General features: G+C 41.9%; 20 protein-coding genes. 11 read left to right on the forward strand and 9 right to left on the reverse strand.

What is annotated here, in order from left to right:
• The first annotated feature begins 12 nt into the window (after positions 1-12).
• Together xth and ACH11B_RS11040 are read left to right on the forward strand one after the other, a co-directional pair.
• Positions 13-789, forward strand: a complete 777-nt coding sequence (xth, locus tag ACH11B_RS11035; RefSeq protein ID WP_404274025.1) for an exodeoxyribonuclease III — start codon at positions 13-15, stop codon at positions 787-789.
• 248 nt (positions 790-1,037) lie between these two features.
• The gene (locus ACH11B_RS11040) at positions 1,038-3,464 is read left to right on the forward strand and encodes a S8 family peptidase (protein WP_377612833.1); all 2,427 of its coding nucleotides are present in this window, start codon (positions 1,038-1,040) and stop codon (positions 3,462-3,464) included.
• A gap of 1 nt (position 3,465) precedes the next feature.
• Here ACH11B_RS11040 and ACH11B_RS11045 read toward each other — a convergent pair whose 3' ends face one another.
• Positions 3,466-4,488, reverse strand: coding sequence for an AAA family ATPase (locus ACH11B_RS11045; RefSeq protein WP_377612831.1), 1,023 nt, complete (start codon positions 4,486-4,488; stop codon positions 3,466-3,468).
• Between the two features lie 145 nt (positions 4,489-4,633).
• On the opposite strand from ACH11B_RS11045, the gene ACH11B_RS11050 reads away from it, so the two are divergent.
• Together ACH11B_RS11050 and ACH11B_RS11055 are read left to right on the forward strand one after the other, a co-directional pair.
• A complete protein-coding gene (locus tag ACH11B_RS11050) occupies positions 4,634-5,563 on the forward strand; it encodes an RES domain-containing protein (protein WP_377612829.1) in 930 nt (309 codons plus the stop codon).
• 86 nt (positions 5,564-5,649) lie between these two features.
• The gene (locus tag ACH11B_RS11055; RefSeq protein WP_377612827.1) at positions 5,650-6,303 is read left to right on the forward strand and encodes a hypothetical protein; all 654 of its coding nucleotides are present in this window, start codon (positions 5,650-5,652) and stop codon (positions 6,301-6,303) included.
• Between the two features lie 142 nt (positions 6,304-6,445).
• On the opposite strand, the gene ACH11B_RS11060 is transcribed toward ACH11B_RS11055, so the two are convergent.
• From ACH11B_RS11060 to ACH11B_RS11070, 3 genes are all read right to left on the reverse strand, one after another.
• Positions 6,446-6,649 carry a Fic family protein gene (locus ACH11B_RS11060; RefSeq protein ID WP_377612844.1) on the reverse strand — a complete coding sequence of 68 codons (204 nt, stop codon included), beginning with the start codon at positions 6,647-6,649 and terminating at the stop codon, positions 6,446-6,448.
• Between the two features lie 71 nt (positions 6,650-6,720).
• Entirely contained in the window at positions 6,721-7,233 is a 513-nt protein-coding gene (locus ACH11B_RS11065) for a hypothetical protein (protein ID WP_404274026.1), read from the reverse strand.
• Positions 7,234-7,444: 211 nt separating this feature from the next.
• On the reverse strand, positions 7,445-7,660 hold the full coding sequence (locus ACH11B_RS11070) for a hypothetical protein (RefSeq protein ID WP_377612823.1): 216 nt from the start codon (positions 7,658-7,660) through the stop codon (positions 7,445-7,447).
• 93 nt (positions 7,661-7,753) lie between these two features.
• Between ACH11B_RS11070 and ACH11B_RS11075 the strand changes: the two genes are divergently transcribed.
• From ACH11B_RS11075 to ACH11B_RS11085, 3 genes are all read left to right on the forward strand, one after another.
• Positions 7,754-9,262, forward strand: a complete 1,509-nt coding sequence (locus ACH11B_RS11075) for a TlpA family protein disulfide reductase (RefSeq protein WP_377612821.1) — start codon at positions 7,754-7,756, stop codon at positions 9,260-9,262.
• Positions 9,263-9,287: 25 nt separating this feature from the next.
• The gene (locus ACH11B_RS11080) at positions 9,288-12,494 is read left to right on the forward strand and encodes a SusC/RagA family TonB-linked outer membrane protein (RefSeq protein WP_377612819.1); all 3,207 of its coding nucleotides are present in this window, start codon (positions 9,288-9,290) and stop codon (positions 12,492-12,494) included.
• A 235-nt stretch (positions 12,495-12,729) separates the two neighbouring features.
• On the forward strand, positions 12,730-14,094 hold the full coding sequence (locus tag ACH11B_RS11085) for a RagB/SusD family nutrient uptake outer membrane protein (protein WP_377612817.1): 1,365 nt from the start codon (positions 12,730-12,732) through the stop codon (positions 14,092-14,094).
• 56 nt (positions 14,095-14,150) lie between these two features.
• Here ACH11B_RS11085 and ACH11B_RS11090 read toward each other — a convergent pair whose 3' ends face one another.
• From ACH11B_RS11090 to ACH11B_RS11110, 5 genes are all read right to left on the reverse strand, one after another.
• Positions 14,151-14,489 (reverse strand): hypothetical protein, encoded by a 339-nt coding sequence (locus ACH11B_RS11090; protein ID WP_377612815.1) that lies wholly within the window; start codon positions 14,487-14,489, stop codon positions 14,151-14,153.
• A gap of 224 nt (positions 14,490-14,713) precedes the next feature.
• Positions 14,714-15,295, reverse strand: a complete 582-nt coding sequence (locus tag ACH11B_RS11095; RefSeq protein ID WP_377612813.1) for a hypothetical protein — start codon at positions 15,293-15,295, stop codon at positions 14,714-14,716.
• 86 nt (positions 15,296-15,381) lie between these two features.
• Complete coding sequence (locus tag ACH11B_RS11100; RefSeq protein WP_377612811.1) at positions 15,382-16,257, reverse strand: hypothetical protein; 876 nt, start codon at positions 16,255-16,257, stop codon at positions 15,382-15,384.
• 11 nt (positions 16,258-16,268) lie between these two features.
• Positions 16,269-16,790: a hypothetical protein gene (locus ACH11B_RS11105; RefSeq protein WP_377612809.1), complete on the reverse strand. Its 522-nt coding sequence runs from the start codon at positions 16,788-16,790 to the stop codon at positions 16,269-16,271.
• A gap of 5 nt (positions 16,791-16,795) precedes the next feature.
• Positions 16,796-17,065, reverse strand: coding sequence for a hypothetical protein (locus tag ACH11B_RS11110; RefSeq protein ID WP_377612807.1), 270 nt, complete (start codon positions 17,063-17,065; stop codon positions 16,796-16,798).
• Between the two features lie 180 nt (positions 17,066-17,245).
• Between ACH11B_RS11110 and ACH11B_RS11115 the strand changes: the two genes are divergently transcribed.
• The 4 genes from ACH11B_RS11115 (at position 17,246) to ACH11B_RS11130 (ending at position 20,577) form a co-directional block, all read left to right on the forward strand.
• Positions 17,246-18,004: a LytR/AlgR family response regulator transcription factor gene (locus tag ACH11B_RS11115; protein WP_377612805.1), complete on the forward strand. Its 759-nt coding sequence runs from the start codon at positions 17,246-17,248 to the stop codon at positions 18,002-18,004.
• Entirely contained in the window at positions 17,988-19,088 is a 1,101-nt protein-coding gene (locus ACH11B_RS11120) for a hypothetical protein (RefSeq protein WP_377612802.1), read from the forward strand. Before ACH11B_RS11115 ends, ACH11B_RS11120 begins: the two co-directional genes overlap by 17 nt.
• A 135-nt stretch (positions 19,089-19,223) precedes the next feature.
• Entirely contained in the window at positions 19,224-19,583 is a 360-nt protein-coding gene (locus ACH11B_RS11125) for a hypothetical protein (protein WP_377612801.1), read from the forward strand.
• A gap of 355 nt (positions 19,584-19,938) precedes the next feature.
• Positions 19,939-20,577: a DUF6266 family protein gene (locus tag ACH11B_RS11130; RefSeq protein WP_377612799.1), complete on the forward strand. Its 639-nt coding sequence runs from the start codon at positions 19,939-19,941 to the stop codon at positions 20,575-20,577.

The following is a 20,577-nucleotide window of genomic DNA, read 5'->3' on the forward strand; positions in this document are numbered from 1 at the left end:
CCGCTTTCTTTCATGAAAATTGCTACGTTCAATATCAACGGCATCAATGGCCGTTTACCCGTTCTGCTCCGCTGGCTACGGGAAGAAGAGCCCGACGTGGTGTGTTTGCAGGAGCTCAAAGCGCCCCAAAACCGCTTTCCCTTAAAAGCCATCCAAGAGGCAGGTTACCAAGCTATCTGGCACGGACAGAAAAGCTGGAACGGGGTGGCAATTTTATCAAAATTGGGAGAGATCACAGAGGTGACCCGCGTGCTTCCCGGTAACGTGGAAGATAACCATAGCCGGTACCTCGAGGCGATCATTGATGACACGCTTATCTCCTGTTTGTATCTGCCCAACGGCAATCCCTATCCCGGGCCTAAATTTGACTATAAGATGGCCTGGATCAAACGCTTTAAAAGACGGGCTGCCCAGCTAATAAAAATGGACATTCCCGCCATTTTAATCGGTGATTTTAACATTATCCCTACAGAGCTGGACGTTTACAAACCCCAAAAATGGGAAAACAACGCCCTGTACCGCATGGAGGCAAGAAAGGAATTTAAATCTCTGCTCAAACAGGGATGGATGGATTCCGTCCGTAGGCTATTTCCCGATCAGGCAGTCTATACCTTTTGGGATTACCTCTGGAATGCCTATGGGCGTAATGCAGGCCTCCGATTGGATCACATTTTGCTGAGCCCCAAAATTGCGCCCCGGTTAATCGAGGGTGGCATCGACCGGCATGTCCGTGGATGGGAAAAGAGCAGCGACCATGCGCCGGTATGGATCCGCTTGAAAGAAAAGTGAATCTGTTTGGTCCTTATTAAACCTGTATTAGGTATGTTAGAATAGGAGATTGTATTTCTCAAATTTCACATATTTGGAGAAATGTTGTGTAATTTATAACTTAGTAGAACTAAACTAAAATGTTAACTAAACCAAATCAAAAAGTAATAAGTCATATTCGATCCGCTGCCAGCAATAGCTTAGACAACTAACGAATAACCACCTAGGGCTGTAAAGCTACAGATCGAAATACTTAAACCTTTTAAATTATGGCCAATAAACCACATGTAAAGCTTAATACAAATAAGCAAATAGAACCACCTATAGTATTAAAATTCAATTATGGGTACGGAGAAGATGCTCGCGAAGAGAACGCTGATCCAAACTATTTCCATATGGTCGAGACTTTCCGGGCAGATTTAAAGAGATGGAATAACGATACAAGTACCCGCAAGCGAGAACGGAATCCTGATCTAAAAATTCCTTATCACATTGATTATATTAAGATTGACTTTCAGTCCCAATATTCGCTTAACGAATTTTTTCAATCTTATTATAATTATTTTGGATTGGAAGCTGTGCAAGTATGCAATTTCGGGACAACTGTCCTTTTCGCTATTATCAGTGATCGTTTTCAAGACTTTCTCGCGAGCGTACAAGGATTTATCTATAAGGAAAGCAAACAAAACTCACAAGCTTCTTATTCCAGCAACATATTATTTGTCCGATCTTTTCAGTTATTGACAAGCGACGATATTTTACAAGCTTCACCAGAGCCTCTGATGAACTTCAGGCTAACACGAATAACGTTGGAAGAAGAAAAGAAACAGACAATTTTGGCGGCTTTGAAAGAATACCTGACTGCAAATCAATTGCTGTATTCTTTAGACGAAGCGACCGAGAATTTAGAAGTCAGCAATCTTAATGAACATCAGCTTCAAGAAATAGTTAAGAATTACGATATTATATTTCAGGTAACTTCTTCACTAGCTACTTTAGTAAGACCGAATCAATTTAACTTGGTTGAACGCAGTTATGGTTTCGAGATAAGTAACACTAACGGCGATCGTTTACCCTTAATAGGAATTATTGATACAGGTGTCAGTGCAAAAACACCGCTTGCTCCACTCGTAATTGCTGATGAAGATCTTAACTTGACATCAGAGCCAGTTAATGCGGATGAGCAAGACGGTGGGAGGGGACATGGAACAGCTGTTGCCGCACTTGCTGCATTAGGTAAGAAGCCATATGCTCAGAGCTACAAAGGAAGGATGGTGGCAGACGCTAAGATACTTCCTATTAAAACACTAAGCGCCGCTGGCGGCTATATTTCTCAAAACCAGGTGTTGGAAAAACTGCGTCTAGCTAAAATGCGTTATCCGGAACTTAAGATATTTACATTGACCATCGGTTATCGCCAACATAAAAAGTATAATGAAGATTATTCGACCTACGCCTATGCACTTGATCAGTTCTCTTATGAAAACGACTGCTTGATTTTTATCAGCTCAGGTAATAACGGGGATGCTATAATGAAAACAAATGGTTATCATATTCCTTATTTCGATGAAGAATGTATGAATTTATGTGTACCAGGGGAATCGATGAACAATGTAACTGTTGGGGCAGCCTCTTATTCTTTGAAAAATGGTGCACACCATGGTATTTCCAATGGCAAAGAATATCCAACAATATATTCTCGTAAAGGACATATTGCCTTTCATTTATTGCCAAATGGGGCAAAAGTAAATCGATCACTTTTTAAACCGGACTTTATAGAATGCGGTGGAGATTATGGTTATGACAAAAACGGTCGGTTGACCGATGTTGGACCTAGTTGCCTTGACTTACTATCTGCTAACCCAACGGAAAGCTTTTACGAGCATATGGGAACAAGCTTTTCTGCACCATTGGCTGCCAACGTAGCCGTTCAAATCCAGAAGCAATATCCCTCGTTAAAAGCAGCATCAATCAAAGCACTTCTTGTGAACAGCTCCAGTGATAAACTAATTGATCTTCAAAGTATATTCCAACACAATGTGCTTGGACATGGGTTGTTAGATGAAGAAAAAGCTGTCTTTTCAAATGAGAACCGCTTAACAATAGTTGTCGAAGAGACAATCGATTCTGGGAAATTAAAGGTTATTCCAATTAACTTTCCAGCATATTTAACACAGCGTGACCTAGGAAAGAAAAATGGCATTTTGCTGATAACTGCTACACTCTGTTTCCAATTTAAGCCGGTATTGGAAAATCAGCAGGGCTATTGCCCATTACACATGGCGTTTGGTTTTTTTAAAAATCAATCAGGAACAGATATTTTAGCGAAGGAAAAACATATCCGTTCTCGGATAAAAGTAAATAGAAGTATGTGGTCGCAAAATGGGCGTGATGTAAGTAAACCTATACCATACACCAATGTTCAGAAAATCAGCTTTCCGGTAAACATGGACGAGTTGGTAAAAGAGCAATCAACATTTAAGTTAGCCGTACATTGTCGTGTTCACCCACAACTTCGCCCGGGACAAGAAGACTATTATTTGAGGGATAATCTATTTTCAATCGCAATTACAATTGAGGAGATGCTGAAGGAAAATAAACTTACCGGTGATTTATACAATGATATGATCGCTGCGAATGAGACAATTGCTATTTCCGAAGCCTTTGGCGAAGCAGAGGTGGAAACAGAGGGGTAATCTATACAGTCAACGCTTCTTTTTCTTCCGCTACCAATTGCTTCCAGATTGAGGTGTCGATTTTCGGCTTTAAAGCTCTGGAGTTATTTGTTCCAAACAGGCTGCGTTTCATCGCATTTATCAATGTCTTTTGGATGCTATAGTAGGAAAGGCCTTCGGCCTCCTTAATAATGTTGTTTGCTATAGTCTTTTTATCGAAGGAAAATTCACTCTGCTTCAATGTAAGGTCGATCAGCTGATAAATTTCTTCTTTGGTAGGCAATTCAAAAGCAATGGATACATCAAAGCGGCGTAACAGCGCTTCGTCAAGCATGTTCTTTTGGTTAGTGGCAGCAATCACCATGCTGCTTTGCGGTAGGTAATCAAAAAGCTGTAAGATGGTATTTACCACACGCTTCATTTCTCCATGATCTTGGCTATAATCACGAACCTTACCCAACGAGTCAAACTCATCAATAAAGATGATGCAATCTTCTTGTGCTGCCTTTCTGAATAATTTAGCCAGATTCTTACTGGTTTCGCCTAATTTGGCAGAAACGATAGCGCCCAGATTTACCACAATCATGAGTTTTTTCAGCTCACCAGCTATCACATAGGACGCTAATGTTTTACCACAGCCTGATGGACCGTGTAGTAGTAGTTTGTTAGATAGAGGTAAATTGTGCCTGTTCAATAGCTCGGCATGACTGTGCTCATTTAAGAAGTTAAGCAATTTATCCTTCACTTCGGGTGGGCATACCAAATTTTCTAAAGAATAATCAGAAGTGAGCTTTTCCAAGATCAGTTCATCCGTTTCTCTATCCGTCAGTTGTTGATAGTGCGATGGAGACCCCACCTTTAACATGCCACTAGTTTCCTGCTTACGTACTGCATCTTTTAAGATAGATTGCAGTTGCAGAGCAAAATTAATCTTCTTGGTACTCTTAGCGTGATCTATAAACTCGTTCAATGTAGCCAACAGCTTTTCACGATCGTTTTCCAACCCGAAACGTGCAATATCCTTGATGTAGTCTTGCTGGCTCATTACAGAGAGTTTAGTTTGCTGTTCACAAATTTATAACAATTTTAGTGCCCGAAAAAGAAATCCCTTATTATTTTAAGGTGTGTTGTCAATGACACAGATAGCTCTCTCATAAATAGTTTATAAATTTGAAAAATTAATTTTATCGATGGAACAGCACCAAGTGGATATATTTAAAAAATGCCTTAGTACTATTCATATCAAAGAGATACAAGACAGAATAGGTAATTTCAAAAGAACAGTTGACCCACGTACAATATCAGAAGATCGCTTAAAACAAGAACTTTCACGTTTATTTTATGTTAATTTCCGAGGCAAAGAAGCGACCTTTTTTCTTAAAACTGATACATATACTCATGAACATCAAAAATTTTTCTTCTATCGTATTAGGAAGTTGAAAAATGAAGACGTGCAAAATATTTATACTAAGAACTTTGAGTCTATCCGTAACGAATCTGATGTTTGGGAAACGCCGGAATCAAAAATAAAAGTGAGAGGAAGATTAAATGATGTTAACCAATCCGTTCTTTATGCATCAAGTGAGCTTTCCAATGCCATGTATGAAACAAATTGTGTTGAAGGAGACTATTTTTTTGTAATTGTCTACAAAAACGTTGGTCAGATGCGTGTTTCTCAAATTCACATAGACAATCACTTCCCCGAATTTGATGAACTTGAGAACGCTAAAATAGCAATGATGTCAAACTTCCTAAGAGAAGAATTCACGCGCTACGTTCCACAAGGACAGGAATATAAATATAGGATTTCCCACGCAATCTATAAACAATTTTTCTGTAGCAACGATGTAGACGCTTTCACCTACCCATCAGTGAAATCTTTGCACACAACTGGATACAATATTTGTTTCGAGAAAAGTAAGAGTCGTAAGAATTTACGCTTTTTAGGTGTTATGGTATGTCGCGCTTCAAAACAAAATGCAAAATCTGAATTTAACTTAGAAATATATTATGACGGCTTCTTAAATGACTCAGGAACCTTTGATTTCTACTCACCTAATTCTGAAATCTCCAGGAAGAAATTTGGAAACTTTACTTTGGTTAGGGATATGGGATTGTGAAAGCAAATATTAAGTTACACTACCAATTCAGGATCACACACCGTAAATACGGCTGCTGTTATCGATCAACATAATCCTTCATTATTATGAATTTTATAAATATTATATTATTGCCGTTACACATCATGAATGAGTTTTTTTTAAAGCGAGTTGCCAGATTTATTTTAAAAGAAGAACTCAATGATGAGAAAAACAAACTGCATGAATCTTATAAAATGAGAACCGAATTGAGAGAAGAGATAGCTGAACTTTCGAATGAGAATAAACTCTTAAATAACCGCCTGCTCCGCATAAAGTATATTATCGAAAACAATAAAAGTGAAAAACGTGAATTACTATTAACAAAAAAGGGTGAGATTGTTTCGGTGATTTACAGAAAGGAGGAGATGTTTGATACCATTTATCTTTTAGGAGAAAATAGCGATAATTCATTTTACGATAGTAAGATAGATTTTCAAAAATTTGGAAATGATCTCAAAATAGTAGATTTTGTTTCAAAGGAGCGTAACCGTGGTTATGGTAGGGCTTTAATAGAGTTTGCATTAGCAGAAGCTAGGGAAGCTGACATAAAAAAAATATATGGAGATCTCTCGCCCCAGGATTCAGATCGTTTTGAATGGCTTATTCCGTTTTATGAATCACTAGGTTTTCAATGTCAGTTATTTAACGATAAAACAAAAAGAATGGATGGATTAATTTCAATGGAATTAACGGAGAATGCACGCAAGCTAGAAAATTAATCTATTACCGGTTTTTTTTAGATCTAAAACGTTTCTCGTGCGTTATGCTTCTTGTAAATGCTTATTTATTAATACAGATGGCGCTCACAATGCCAAAATATTCTCTCTCTATATTTTATTTCGTTTAAAAATTATACATAGCTCAAATCTCGACCCCGACTTTCCTTAACAATTCCTTTCCTTTGTCGGTCAATTGATACATCTGTAGACTGCTCCTGGGTTTATCTTTGATTGTCATTTCAACCAAATTCATTGTTTCGAGAACCTTTAGTGACCGGTTAATGTTGTTCGTTTCATTTTTTAAGCCAGCATATGCGAAAATTTCTGCTCGCTTATAGGTCTGGATTGTAGTATATCTCGATTAGCCATCATCTTATTCTACATATGGATATAGATGTCTAGAGCTCCTTTCTTGATTCATCTCAGCTTATATAGATACCAACCTGCTCTTTCAGGATTCGGTATTCGCTTTATCCTGTCGGAATTTCGATCCATTGCTGTTGAGATATAGCCACTTGAAAATTTCCAGCCTCGATCTTCAAAAAGCGCTTTGATACTTCCAATACCAATACCTTCTGTTGCAAACTTTTCGTTGTGAAATAGTTCGAAATTTATCGCATAAGTAATGGAAGGCCGTTTTTCTAAAATAATGCTGTATTCTGGATTATTTTTATGTTGGGTAATAAGTTTATCTCGAAACTTCCGATCGACTTCTATCTCCTTATTATTTATACTTGATATGGATTTTCGGAAAAAGTCACATGCTTTGTTTATATCGTCGATGCTGAATTCCGCCGATTCGTTCTTAATTAATCTTAACTGTTTTTCTGAGAGATCAAGAACGTTAGCAAATGCAAGATCTGTCAATCCTGAGTAGTCTAGCAGTTTAAAAATATTTTTTCTTATTAATTCTTTGTTCAAATTAGCCATTAGGCTAATCTCGGGGCGTTATTAACAACAAAAGAGGTAAATAAATTCTTTTTTTGATATTTATTATTTATATTTGTGTTATGAATAACAAGGGCTTGCATAAAGCATGTTCTTATATTCTTAAAAAGGCACTAATAAAAAGTCTCGACTGCAAATTCCGACATTTTGCGAACGGACGAGACGGTAAGTTAATGCCTGTGGCGACTTTTGCTTACTTTTGCATAGCTATAGCGTCACGGGCCTTATCGTAAATCCGTTCCGTTCGGCCGTCGGAAGCCTGCAGTATGGTTGATAGGGCCCAGCTATAGTCTGGTTCTATATACCGCAGAGGCTCGTTAATAGAACGAGTTATGATAGCTAAACCTAACAAAAAATTCTGTTTAAGAAACATCTTTAGCGCTCCCGAATAGGCGAGGTGGTTGGCCATTTTATGGCTTCATCTTCTTTCGGTGAAGGCGCCCCACTGTAAAGGATTTTCAAACCAAATTATTTTACATGAACAATCTAAATCATTACAGAAATGAAGCTTTTTACAAGCTACATCAGGGAGCTCTTTGCCCAATTCAAGTTAAGTAGTAATAATAGTTATAGTAGTCGAGTCGGACACTTGATGGCGTTTGTTTGGAGATTTCTCCAAACGGTCGAAATGACGGCGATCCGCAAGGTCGCGATCACAAGAGATAGTGGCCTCTGCGTCCTTAAACCTTACACCGTATACCTTATAACCCTAAAGATCTTGTTCTGTGTTTGTTTGGCACACGCCCGGCAGTCCTCCTCTCCGGAGGCTGCCCACGGCGTTGCTTTATCCACGGATTCTATCAAGCCCCTGCAAATAGGAGATACCATTCCAGAAGCTTTATGGCATATGCCTCTGCAAATGGTAAAAGCAGGGCAGGAGGGAAGCACTACCGTAACACTCAATGATTACAGAGGCAAGCTTATTATTCTGGACTTTTGGGCGACCTGGTGCGGTAGCTGTATAGCAGCCATGCCGAAGTTGGACAGCCTGAACCGACGGTTCAACAGTAACGTGAAAATACTTCCGATTACTTATGAATCACAACAGTTGGTGAGGCGCTTTATTAAGAGCAATAAGTACCTGAAAGAATTGAAGCTTCTTTCCATTGTTGACCAACCGATAGTTTTTAACCAATTTTTTCCGCATAAGATGTTGCCGCATATCATTTGGATAGGCCGGCAAGGTGAAGTGATGGCGTTATCTACCTCCGGAGAAGTAACGGAGCATAATGTAAAAGAAGCGATTATTGGTAATGAGCTGAATATCGATCCGAAAAAAGACATGGATATCGATCGGCCCCTTTTTTTGTTGCCGGATTTTCCCGAAAAACTATCGCTCGAAAAATATGCCATTGTGGTGAAAGGAAAGGTAGAGGGCTTGCCGGTCGGCGCCAGAAGCAGAATAGCAGACGGGAAGCAATACGGACAGGCATTTTTTAACAATTCGCTGTTGCGAATTTATATGGTGCTTGGCAGACACCTAATCGATGATTTCAACGATAAGTCTTTTCTCTTTAACATAGCCGGTGATGATTCCCTTTTATTGAACGAAACAGCAGCAGAAAAATACAGTATCGATTTCCAACTTCGAAAGTCAAACGTAGAAAAATTGTACCCATCGATATTGGAAGAGCTTAACAATGCAACGCCTTATCATGCGAGCGTAGAAGCGGTAAAAACGGAATGTCTGGTGCTGCGATCTAAAAAAAGCAGTACCGGCAGATTAAAAACAAAAGGCGGTGACCTCCTTAAAGCTTATGATGGGGAGAACAATAGCATCAGACTGCGGAATGCACCTTTTGTCCTGCTAGTCAAATGGCTCAACAATAGCAAAAATCTGCCACCGATAATCAATGAGTCAGGTGTTGATTACAAAATCGATATCAACCTTGCGTTTGATCCGGAAGACCTCGGTGAGCTCAGAAGTAAGCTTATCGGCTACGGACTGGAACTAACAAAAGAAGAGCGGTATCTGAAAAAGCTGGTCATCAATAAAAATAAGCTGTTATAAACAACCGATCTAAACCTTTTTAAAAATGACAAAATTTTTATGCATTATCGGCATATACCTGATCCCGCATTTAAGTGCTGCACAGTATCTCTTGCAGGGTAAAGTAACCGATAAAAATGGACGGCCTATTGCCGGGACCAGTGTGAAAATAAAAAACACGACCGTGGGTGTACGGACGGATTCAGCTGGTGTTTTTTCGCTGCGTATCAATGAGGAGGAACCCGTCCTGTCAGTATCGCATCTGGGATACGAGAGCAGGGAAGTAAGGTGCAAAATCCCCCTGAACGAACCGTTAATCGTTCAGCTGGAAAGCAACGCCTTTCGTTTGGAAGAGGTCGAAGTTTCAACGGGCTATCAGGTACTACCTAAAGAACGGGCTACGGGGGCCTTTGATTTTATTGATAAAGATAAATTGAACGAGCAGGTCGCTACGGGTATTCTGGAGAGGCTGGAATCAGTGGCCAACGGGCTCAGCGTAGACCGGTCTACCGTAAACGGAGGAATGACCGTTAGAGGGCAGAGCTCACTCACGGGTCCCAAAGAGCTTTTAGTGGTTGTTGACAATTTTCCCTATGACGGCGATATCAATAACATCAACCCCAATGATGTGGAAAGCATTACACTATTAAAAGACGCTGCCGCTTCATCGATATGGGGCACGAGGGCAGGAAATGGCGTGGTGGTAATCACTACGAAAAGAGGGGGACTTAATCAACCGCTTGCTATTGAAGTCAATGCGAACGTGACGTTCATGGACAAGCCCGACCTGTTTTATCCGAAACAACTGACTCCCTCACAGTACATAGAGGTGGAACAGTTTCTTTTCGATAAAGGTTATAGGTTTGCAGATACAGCCTCTGTGCGGCATGTGGCTTTCTCGCCCGTTTACGAAATTCTTTTTAAACACCGGGCAGGAGAAATGGGCGACATCGAAAAAAAGGCATTGCTGGAACAATTGGGCAAACAGGATCTGAGGCGCGATTATACCGATTATATATACCGACCAGCCATTAATCAGCAGTACGCGATTAATCTGAGCAGTGGGACAGATAAGAGCTCCTGGTACTTTTCGATGGGTTACGATCGGAATATTTCCGATCTATCTGCCGGATATAACCGGTTCAACACAAGCTTCCGAAATACGTACCGGCCGGTTAAGGCCTTACAGATCAACACGGGGATTTATTTTACACAAATGGGCAGTACGAATGGCAAACCGGTATATGGTACCGTTAGAATGGGTAACTATGTATTGCCTCCCTATACTGCCCTGGCCAATAGTGCGGGGGAAGCCCTGTCCGTAACACGGTTTTACAGACAGCAATATCTCGACACAGTGGGCGGTGGAAGGTTATTGGACTGGAATTATTATCTATTGGACGATTATCGGCATACCGATCTGGATAGCAGATTAACGGATATACTCCTGAATTTCGATGCGGATTATAAAGTGCTGCCCTGGCTGGGTCTGGTTCTGCGGTATCAATATGAGCAGCAGACGGGAACAGAGGATATGCTATACGGTAGGGATAGCTATTTCACCCGGGATATGATCAATAAATTTACCCATATTGACCCAATATCGGGAAATATCGATCACCACGTGCCATTGGGGGCGATTCTGGATGCGGGCCGAAATAAAATGGCCGCACACAATCTTCGGGCGCAGCTTAATATGGATAAGCTGTGGGGCAGGCATCGCCTGCACGCGGTGCTGGGTGGAGAGGCCAAGGAAAGAACGGCAACTGGTGACCATGTCAGGATCTACGGTTATAATCCCGATATTCTAACTTTTGCAAATGTGGATTTTACCGGTCCTTATCGTAATATTACCAATGGCATCAACGAATTTATACCGAACAATACTTATTTTACACATGCCAATAACCGGTTCCTGTCAGCCTTCGCAAATGCCGCATATACCTTAGCGGGTAAGTATACGTTAAGTCTGAGCGGCAGGAGGGACGCGTCCAATCTTTTCGGTGTGAATACCAACGATAAATGGAACCTTCTATGGTCGGCCGGTGTGGCGTGGAACCTAAGTGAAGAACGGTTTTATCGTTCGGAGCTGATACCTTATCTGAAAATGCGTTTCACGCATGGCTTCAGCGGTAATGTAGACCTTGGCCGAAGTGCGGTGACAACTATTTCCTACCGTGTCGGTCCCCTGGCTTCTTCTCCCTATACGCTCGGGCCGATGGCTACCATATCACAGCATGCCAATCCTGATCTCCGTTGGGAGAAGGTTGGCATGACGAATCTGGCGGCTGATTTTGGATTGAAGGGCAACAGGCTGAACGGCAGCATCGATTTTTACCGGAAGTATGCAACCGATCTGTTCGGCCCAGATCCGATGGATTATACTACGGGTATTTCGGGAACGGTGGTTCGGAACGTGGCTTCCTTTAAAGGAAGAGGGGTCGACCTGAGACTCAATTCGTTTAATTTAAACGGACCGATCAACTGGACAAGTGAGCTCAACTTTACCTTTTACAGGGATAAGTATGTAGACTATTATAAAAACTCCCTGAGGGGCAGGGATTATATCACGGGTGTTACGCCGAACCTGTCAGGTTTTGTCGGAAAACCCCTGTATGGTGTGTACTCTTATCAATGGCGCGGGCTCGACGGAGCAACCGGCGAACCTATAGGCGTGATCAACGGTAGGGATAGCAAGAATTATGGTGCTATAGTTGGAGATTCCACTACGGTGCATGATCTGGTATACAGTGGTCCTGCCTTGCCCACAGCTTTCGGCTCGTTGGGGAATACATTTGGTTGGAAGAACTTTTCGGTTACCGTCCGCGTGCTGTTCAAGTTGGGGTATTATTACAGACGTAATGCCATTCATTATTACAATCTGTTTTCTTCGGGGAGCGGAGGGCATCCCGAATACGCGCATCGCTGGCAGCAACCCGGGGACGAGCAGTTTACAGATGTTCCTGCCATGTTATATCCGGCAATGGCAAACAGGGACAATCTTTATGCGAATTCCGATGTTACTGTGGAGCGTGGCGACCATATCCGTCTACAGTATGTGTCGATGTCTTATCGTCTTGACCGTAAGTTGGTAACCAGAATGGGTATAAAAAGCCTGGAGTTCTATATGAATGCAAATAACCTCGGGATATTATGGCGCGCCAATAAGGAGAATATAGATCCCGAGTACCGCTCGGCAAATGCTGTTCCTCCGGCCAAAAGCATCTCCCTCGGTTTAAGAATGAATCTATAACTGTTGATCTAAGAAACCATCATGATTTAAGTAAACCACACAGCGGATGAACTAAGCATAGCGCTCTCTTGAACGCTACTGAAAAACATTCAAAAAATGAAAAATAAATCTGATGGCTTCTTCACCTTTAAAGAACAATTTATCAAGATGAAACCGAGATGTAAATAATAATGGACACACAGGGCAATTATTATTTACTCGAGCTCTCATCAACCATTAAAAAGTAAATAATAAGATGAAAAAAATATCTGTATTGCTGTTGATAGCTTGCGTTTCAAATTTTTTTTCCTGCAAAAAATATCTGGACAAGGTACCCGATAAACGATTGGTAATTCCGCATACATTGAACGACTTGCAGGGACTGTTAGACGATTATAATAATATGATACTTACGATCGGAGAAGGGGAGGTGAGTGCAGACGACTATTATCTCACGTCCAACGACTGGCGATCATTGGCCGATGAAGGATTACGGAGAATGTACGTTTGGGAAAAAGACTATCTTTTTTCCTCTTCCGCAAATGCATGGCTCTTCGCTTACCGTATCGTTTATTGGTCGAACGTGGTGTTGGAGAACATCGAAAATATCGATAGAAATCATAATAACACAAACGAGTGGGATGACCTTAAGGGGCAGGCTCTTTTTATGCGTGGGAAAACGTTTCTCGACATCGCCACAGTCTGGGCACAGGCTTATGATATGGAAGATGCAAACAATGAGCCGGGGATTCCCCTGCGGCTGAATGCCGACTTTAACATTCCTTCAACTAGAGCCGGTTTAGCGGATACTTATCAACAGATCATTAAGGATCTGAGTGAGGCTGCCCTGTTATTGAAAGATTCGTCCGTACACCCGGTGCGGCCATCCCGGGCCGCCGCTTATGGTATGCTTGCAAGAGCCTATCTCTACATGAGAGATTACACCAATTGTTTGCACTACAGTGAGCTTAGTTTGCGGTTGAAAAATGACTTGATGGACTATAACGAACTGCAGGGAGATGCTTTGTTTCCTATCAAAGAATTTAATAAGGAGGTGATATTTGCAAGTTATATGGCAGCCCCGCAGGCGTTGAATATCAATCGTGCCAAAATAGACTCAAATCTATACAGCTCTTATGCTGCCGATGATCTGCGGAGAAAAATATTCTTCAGGGATAACGGGGATGGTACAGTTGGTTTCCGCGGAAGTTATTTCGGAGGCCTGGCACTGTTTTCCGGATTATCCGTTAATGAACTGTACTTACAACTGGCGGAATGCCTTATACGCCAAGGCGATGTAAACGGAGGGCTATCTTATCTGAACGTTTTGTTGAAAACCAGATGGAAAGTAGAAGACGGTACGTCGCTATACAAATTCAAGACCGCTTCGTCCGCATCCGAAGCACTGGATATCGTGCTCACCGAACGAAGGAAAGAACTGCTCATGAGAGGGCTGCGCTGGGCGGATATCAAACGCTTGAATAAAGACGATAGAAATATCGGTATAAGAAGAAAGGTGGAAGGAAAAATTTACGAATTGCCTCCAAACGACCTGAGATATGCACTGCCTATACCGGAGGACGTTATCGATCGGACCGGGATGCCACAAAATCCCCGTTAATGAAAAAGCCTGTAACCAAAAATCGGTACAGGCTTTTAACACAGGACTGCCGGCTATTATTGTTGTGGACGCTTGGCTACATTTGGATCGGCCATGACGTCGGACGGATCTTTATCTTCCAGATAAGTTTCGATATCTTCATCAACGAGCGTAATCTGGCATGGTAACTCTGGAGATCCCGCGCAATTAAAGCCGCTGGGAGTGGTACTCCACTGGGCCGGATTGGCCGCTTCACTCAGATTATTACTGTGAAAATAATAAGTGGTTGTTACGCGAGCCTTCTCTTTTTTACTTTCTTTATCTGTTTTTTCGGTAGCATAGGCGTTGCCCGATACCATGATTGCCATCGCCAGTGCAAAAGCAAAGCTTAAACCTTTTTTTAATTGAGTATACATATTATCCTCCTTGTTTTTTTTGATTTTTATTATGACTTCTTTTACTTTCTCTCATCTTGAGAAAATCTACTGGGAATAAGAGATCACACCGGCCTGCCCGGAAATACTGCAAATCTGCGAGGGTGTTGATTGGAAAATGATTTCATAATATTTGGTTTTTGTACAAGGCTAAGTTATTAGGTGCTCGGAAGAAAAATGCTTCCAAGTTTGGTAGAAAATAATGACTACCGCTGATTTAGATAGCGTTTCTTCATTCGATAGAAAGTTCCATGCGAAAGGTTGGCATACTTTTGTTGAATGCCCACATCACAGTGGTGAATGATCTCCGGCATTTCTTCCACCAACATACGGTAACGCTCATAATAATCGCTTGTTTGTAACAACAAAACATGGTTACGCAAACGGGTTAATTGGTGCTGTTTGAGAATATGAAATAATTCCGATACAGCGGTATAACGTTGTTGTGCGGTGGAGGCGGCATCGGCACGCAATTGAAAAACAGTGCTATCTTTTAGGAAAGTGGTATAAACGTTGCCGGCTCTCCGCGTAAAGGTGTGCTCGGTTCCCGTGAAATAGCTGTTCGGTATGGAAAGCCATCGGAAGCTGCCTTTTTTGCCATCTTCTGCATAATGTAATCCGGCCACCAAGCCTTCCAAGGTAAAACACCAGTAGTATTTTGGTTCGTCCGGTGAGCTGAAAATGGTACTTTTTCTATATTGCCTGATCAGCCCATGGTTTTCCAAAAACAGGCGGGCATCATCCGGGATATGCATATAACGCTCCCAAAAATCGAATAATCTTTGCATGTGTAATGTAACTTTACTGCTTTGTCATTGGATAAATAATAAACCTCCCTGCTAGCGCATCCAAACAGGGAGGATATTCTTGTCTTTTAGTTATAGTTTTTGTCGATGGCCTCCTTTCTCTTTATTTTGTTCCATAATTGCGCAATTGCTTTGTTCAATAAATCGCTATGAATGTGGAGCATACGATATAATATTTTTGGAGGCCAGGCTGCGAGGTTCAGTACAAGCATGAGACCTGAAAATAAATGAAGTTGCATGAGCCAGGCGATTAACAGGTGAAGCGTAATCGCATACCATAACGCATAGCGTCCATCCTTAATGTAGGAGAATAGGGGATAGATAAGCTCGGAAGCCCAAATGCCGATGCCGCTAATCTTGTACAGTAAAGGCCATTGCGCCAAATACTGAAAAAGAGGTAATAGTGCCTGATGCCCATAGGGAAGAGTCAGCGCCTTATATAAGGCTTCTCCATTCCACCAAGTAGGACCAAGCATTTTGTCTAATCCGGCGAAATAGTAAATGAGACATAGATGCATGCGAAACATCCACAAGGTTCCATTTAATGGTAACATCATATAATAGAACAAGGCAATGGTAGCTAGTTGATCAAAACCATAAGTAAAAAATACAGTCCCTCTAAAGAAACTTAAATGTAAGAGCAGAAGAACAAGAGATGTATAACGGCCACCAATGTTACAACAGAACAGTACGCATAGTACCAGATACAGAAGACCCAGCGCTTTTACCGCATAGGCTGATGTACTCCATAGCTGCAGGCCGACTCCTAATTCAAAATCATTTCGGAAATAGAGTAGTTCACTTGGGAAAAGTGCATCGGCTCCGTATAGCAACGGAAGATCATTCCATATGCTTAACATGGAGATGAATAGCAGTGTGCCTGAGCCGATGGCCAATATGCGCTGCGCCAATTTTGAATGGTAGCCTGATGCTTGCCAACTCATAGTAAGGTAGATTATAACGATAAGTGATAGATCCTTTTGTAGCGAAGTCGGGCGAGCGGTTCGGCAAGGGTGGCCTGAATTGCTACGTATAATTCAAGCAATTTAATCTGCTTTGCGTCAGGCCGTTTCTCGTATTGCTTTACGAGCCCTTTCAAAAGCGCTTTACCGTAGCTTTGCAACAGCGTGTCCGTATCGCGAAGTCGATCATCTAGCTGCGCGAGAAAGCTTACATAGCGGAATCGACCCTTTTTACTGCTGAATATCGGATAACTAACTACCTCATTTTTATCATTTGTATATAGCAATAGGATATGTTGGCTGCCTACGCTTGGCGCAAAAAAACCATAGACCGTTTCGGTACCGCTCCAGATTAAGTACTGACGGATGAGCGGTATTCCGTTCACTATCCGAACGAAGCGCTCCAACGGGTATTGCCCATGCTCGGAAAGTATACTATGAAGGTTGTATAGTATAATTAAAGCAAAATGTATAGATGCAAGCAATAGGTAGATACTATGTCTCAGGCTCTTCATTTTACTTACTCCCCGTAATTAGCTAGTATGTTTAGTTGCCGCTCTGACATTGTCGGGACAGGTGTGCTGCGTACAAAAAAATAATAGCGGATCGTTGACCATTCTTTGTCTTTGTCACTTTGGATGTCCTGATCATTTGTTAATTGAGCCCGTTCAGGTGTAGGCACCTGCAGCATCTCAACGGCATGATCCGCTTGCTGTTCTTTCGCCTTCAAGGCAAAATAGGTGATTAAGAAACAGATTAAAATCGGCAGCTTTTTAACGATTATTTTCATAATAGTATAATTGATTTGTTGTTAGATAAGCTCAATATCTGCCTTGAAAAGTAAAAAGTGTGTTAAAAAATGACCAACTGGCGGTTTTTTCTTACAAACCGAGCCTTTTTTCCTTTTAATTTTTTTTCATATTGGTATATTTAAGGACCTAAATGAAAACTAACACTTAAACTTAGAACAATGTCTTTTTCAGCAATTGCTATTGATGATGATAAGAAAGACTTAGCTTTAATTGCTCAGCACTTTCGATCTTTTAATCAAATCAAACTTCTCGAAACCTTCACTTCGGTGAGGAGTGCATTAGATTTTCTCATAAAAGAAAATCTGAAGGTGGATATACTTTTTTGCGATCAGGAGATGCCTGATTTTAATGGTTTAAAAGCACAGGATATACTTAATGGGCACTTTCATTATTTTGTATTGGTTACGCATTATGATAGATATGCCATGTCGGCTTATAACCATGGGGTGGACGGATACTTGCTGAAGCCGCTGCGAGAAGAGTATACCTTACGGCTACTCAAAAAAATTTCGCTATCGCACTTGGATGCTCAGGAAGACTTCGTGGTTTATTTTAAAGCCGACGAGAATGAGCATAAAGCGTTAGATATGGCCCAAGTTCCGTGTATTTTATCCGATGGTAATTATTGTCACGTATATACACCGAAAGCTAAAAAGACAAAGTGGATTGTTTCCACATCATTGAAGTCTATGGAGCTGCAAATTGCTCACATGAACCTGTTTTTGCGCTCGAGTCGGAGCGCTTTGGTGAATCGACGACACATCCGGAGCATTAATCTGGAAGCGAAGCAGATTCGTGTATATGGTGTTGATTTGCCGATCAAAATCGGCGATACCTACCTGGAGGCTTTGGCCGATTTTCATCGTTCAAGACGTATCTTCTCTAAACCGAACTTTAAGGATGGAACGAAATATTGAACGGAAAAATACCTTCGAGGTTATTAGTCGGTTAAAGAACCAGATCGAATCATTCTGGTTTACACTTGTACTAGTGGTTGCGCTGATCAGTTACCAACAATGGCTCCTTGAGGCAGACTTGTTCGCGCCGGATGCAAACATATTGTTGAACCAGTTGATCTATTACGGTTTGATTTATGCTGCCTTTCATTTGAATATAAGATACCTCTTTCCGCATATCTTCTCCAATATAAAAGGGTGGTGGTGGAAAGTGCCACTTTTTATTGGAGGTGAAAGCTTATTGCTTTTTCTGATAGCGGTAATTATCAGCGTACTGGCCGGAAGAATGGAAGTGCGGATGGCCCTTGCATTTTTTGATTTCAGTGAATTGTATCACAAGAAAGCCGTATTAGGGCCATGGGTTTTATATACAGGCTTGAATTTAGGCTATTACTTCTGTTGGCAGGCTTTTCATTTATTGTCAAAGCTCTGGGTGACAAAACGGGTGCGCGATGATCTGGAGCAGGAATTAACAGCTTCACAGATACAGACTGAAAATAGACAGGCTTTTCACCATCTATGGTACCACTTGCTATCTTTAGCAAAAGATTTGATACCCACCAAACCTAAAAAAGCGGTTAAAATTATTGAGCTGATCCGTTACATGCTAAGATACCATGGGATGCAAATGGAAAAATTAACATGGGTAACGCTGCAGGATGAGCTGCGCTTTATGCGCTTGCTATTGTTAGCGTCTAGGCTACGAAACGGTGACGTACAAGTATTTTGTGATATCGACCATACACTTCTCGACAAAAAGTGTATGCCCATAAGTCTGATTGTATTGTTGGAAAACATGATAGGGCATAGTATTTTAGATAACAAACGACAACCCGCAGTAATAACAATACGTCGAATCGATAACACGCTCCAATTTACTACTGAAAATAAAATAAAGAAAAGTAACGACGCGGAACATTTGCATATTGGCTTGCAAAATTTGAAGAGCAGGCTGATCGATTATTACGAAGATAAAGCGAAACTGGATGTTTCGATTAAAGATGATATCTTCTATACTTGTCTTAAACTGCCTATAATTGGATAAATAATTATCTTTAGGCATTCTTGTCTTTCACCCGAAACCTAAAAATCTATTTACAGGAGTCGTATTCAATGTAATGTGACAGCGAGCGCATCCCAAGGGAGAGTACTACTTCTTTACTCCACTTATAGACAAGCAATGAACAATTTTGACAAACTTTTAACTCAATTACAAACTATTCAGGACAAGTTTACCAATATTGAAAATTTTCTTACCAGTAATTTTATAGATTTCCAAAAGGAGCAGTTAAAGGAGTTACTCCATGCGCTCAAGACGCTAAGCGCTACCTCCTCTGATCCCAGTGAGCAGCTGAAGGAAAAAGAAGAAGACACGCTGCACGACGCAAGGTATGCGGCCGAGCGGATAGGTGTGTCCGAGAAAACCATATCGCGTCTCACCGGTCAAGGGATGCTACCGATTCATAGTTACGTAAACCGAAAACGCCAGTTCCGTAAAAGCGACATCGACCGCTGCCGGAGGTATTACCGGGGTGAATAGCCGGCTCCCTATCGGCTTCTATATGGCTTCCTACTGGCTTCGGTGGTGCCTGCTATATCAGTGGGTCCTGAATGGGCGCTTGATGCGAGCTCCTTGGGGAACCGCCCCAACGAGTGCCCATTCAGTTCCGCTCAAATTGGCACCAAACATAGAGGCCATCTCCGAAAGGGCTACAGGACAGTTACAGGACACTTACCGGACAAAAGATCGGTTCTGCAGGACACTTGCAGGACAAGCGTTCCGGTGCTATAGGATGTTGATAAAGAGCTTTTTATGTTTGTCTCCGTCAGCGTAATAATACCGGTATTGCAAAGACGCTGTGGTTTAATTTTTAACTAAAAAAGGAGAAAAGAACATGGCAAAATTTGTCAACGGTGCAATCGGCACCTTTTCTGGAAAAGTGGGTAGCGTGATCGGCAGTAGCTGGCGGAGTATCCATTACATGCGCGGGCTCAGCAAGAAGCGGACAAAGCCCTATACCGAGAGCCAATTGGCCCAACAGCAGCGTTTCGGCCTCATGGGGCGTTTTCTGCTGCCGCTGCGCGGCCTGATGCAAATCGGCTTCGCCAACCTGGATACCTCCAGGGCAACACTATTCAATCTGGTGATGGCGCGCAACCTGCCCGCCGTGGCGGGGGAATATCCCGACTTTACCATTGATTATAGCAAGGTCAGGCTTAGCAACGGCTCACTCTTGCAGCCTCGCAATCCAGTGGTGAATATAACCCCCGGCATAGCAACCGTCTCGTGGAATCCCGCTACCAATAGATTCAACGGGCATGCCGACGATGAAATGTATCCATTGCTGTACGATCGGGAGCTGAACCTGTTTTATACCTCCGACGACATTGTGCGACGCTCGGACGGACAGGTGGAGATTCCGCTCGATGCGGATACCGCAGGGCATACGGCGGATGTGTGGCTTTTTACCACCAGTCGCGACGGACTGCTCATTTCGGAAACGATCTACGTGGGTGCGCACACACTCGAGTAA

It is taken from the genome of Olivibacter sp. EAT-5, assembly GCF_044784325.1.
Lineage (GTDB): Bacteria > Bacteroidota > Bacteroidia > Sphingobacteriales > Sphingobacteriaceae > Olivibacter > Olivibacter oleidegradans.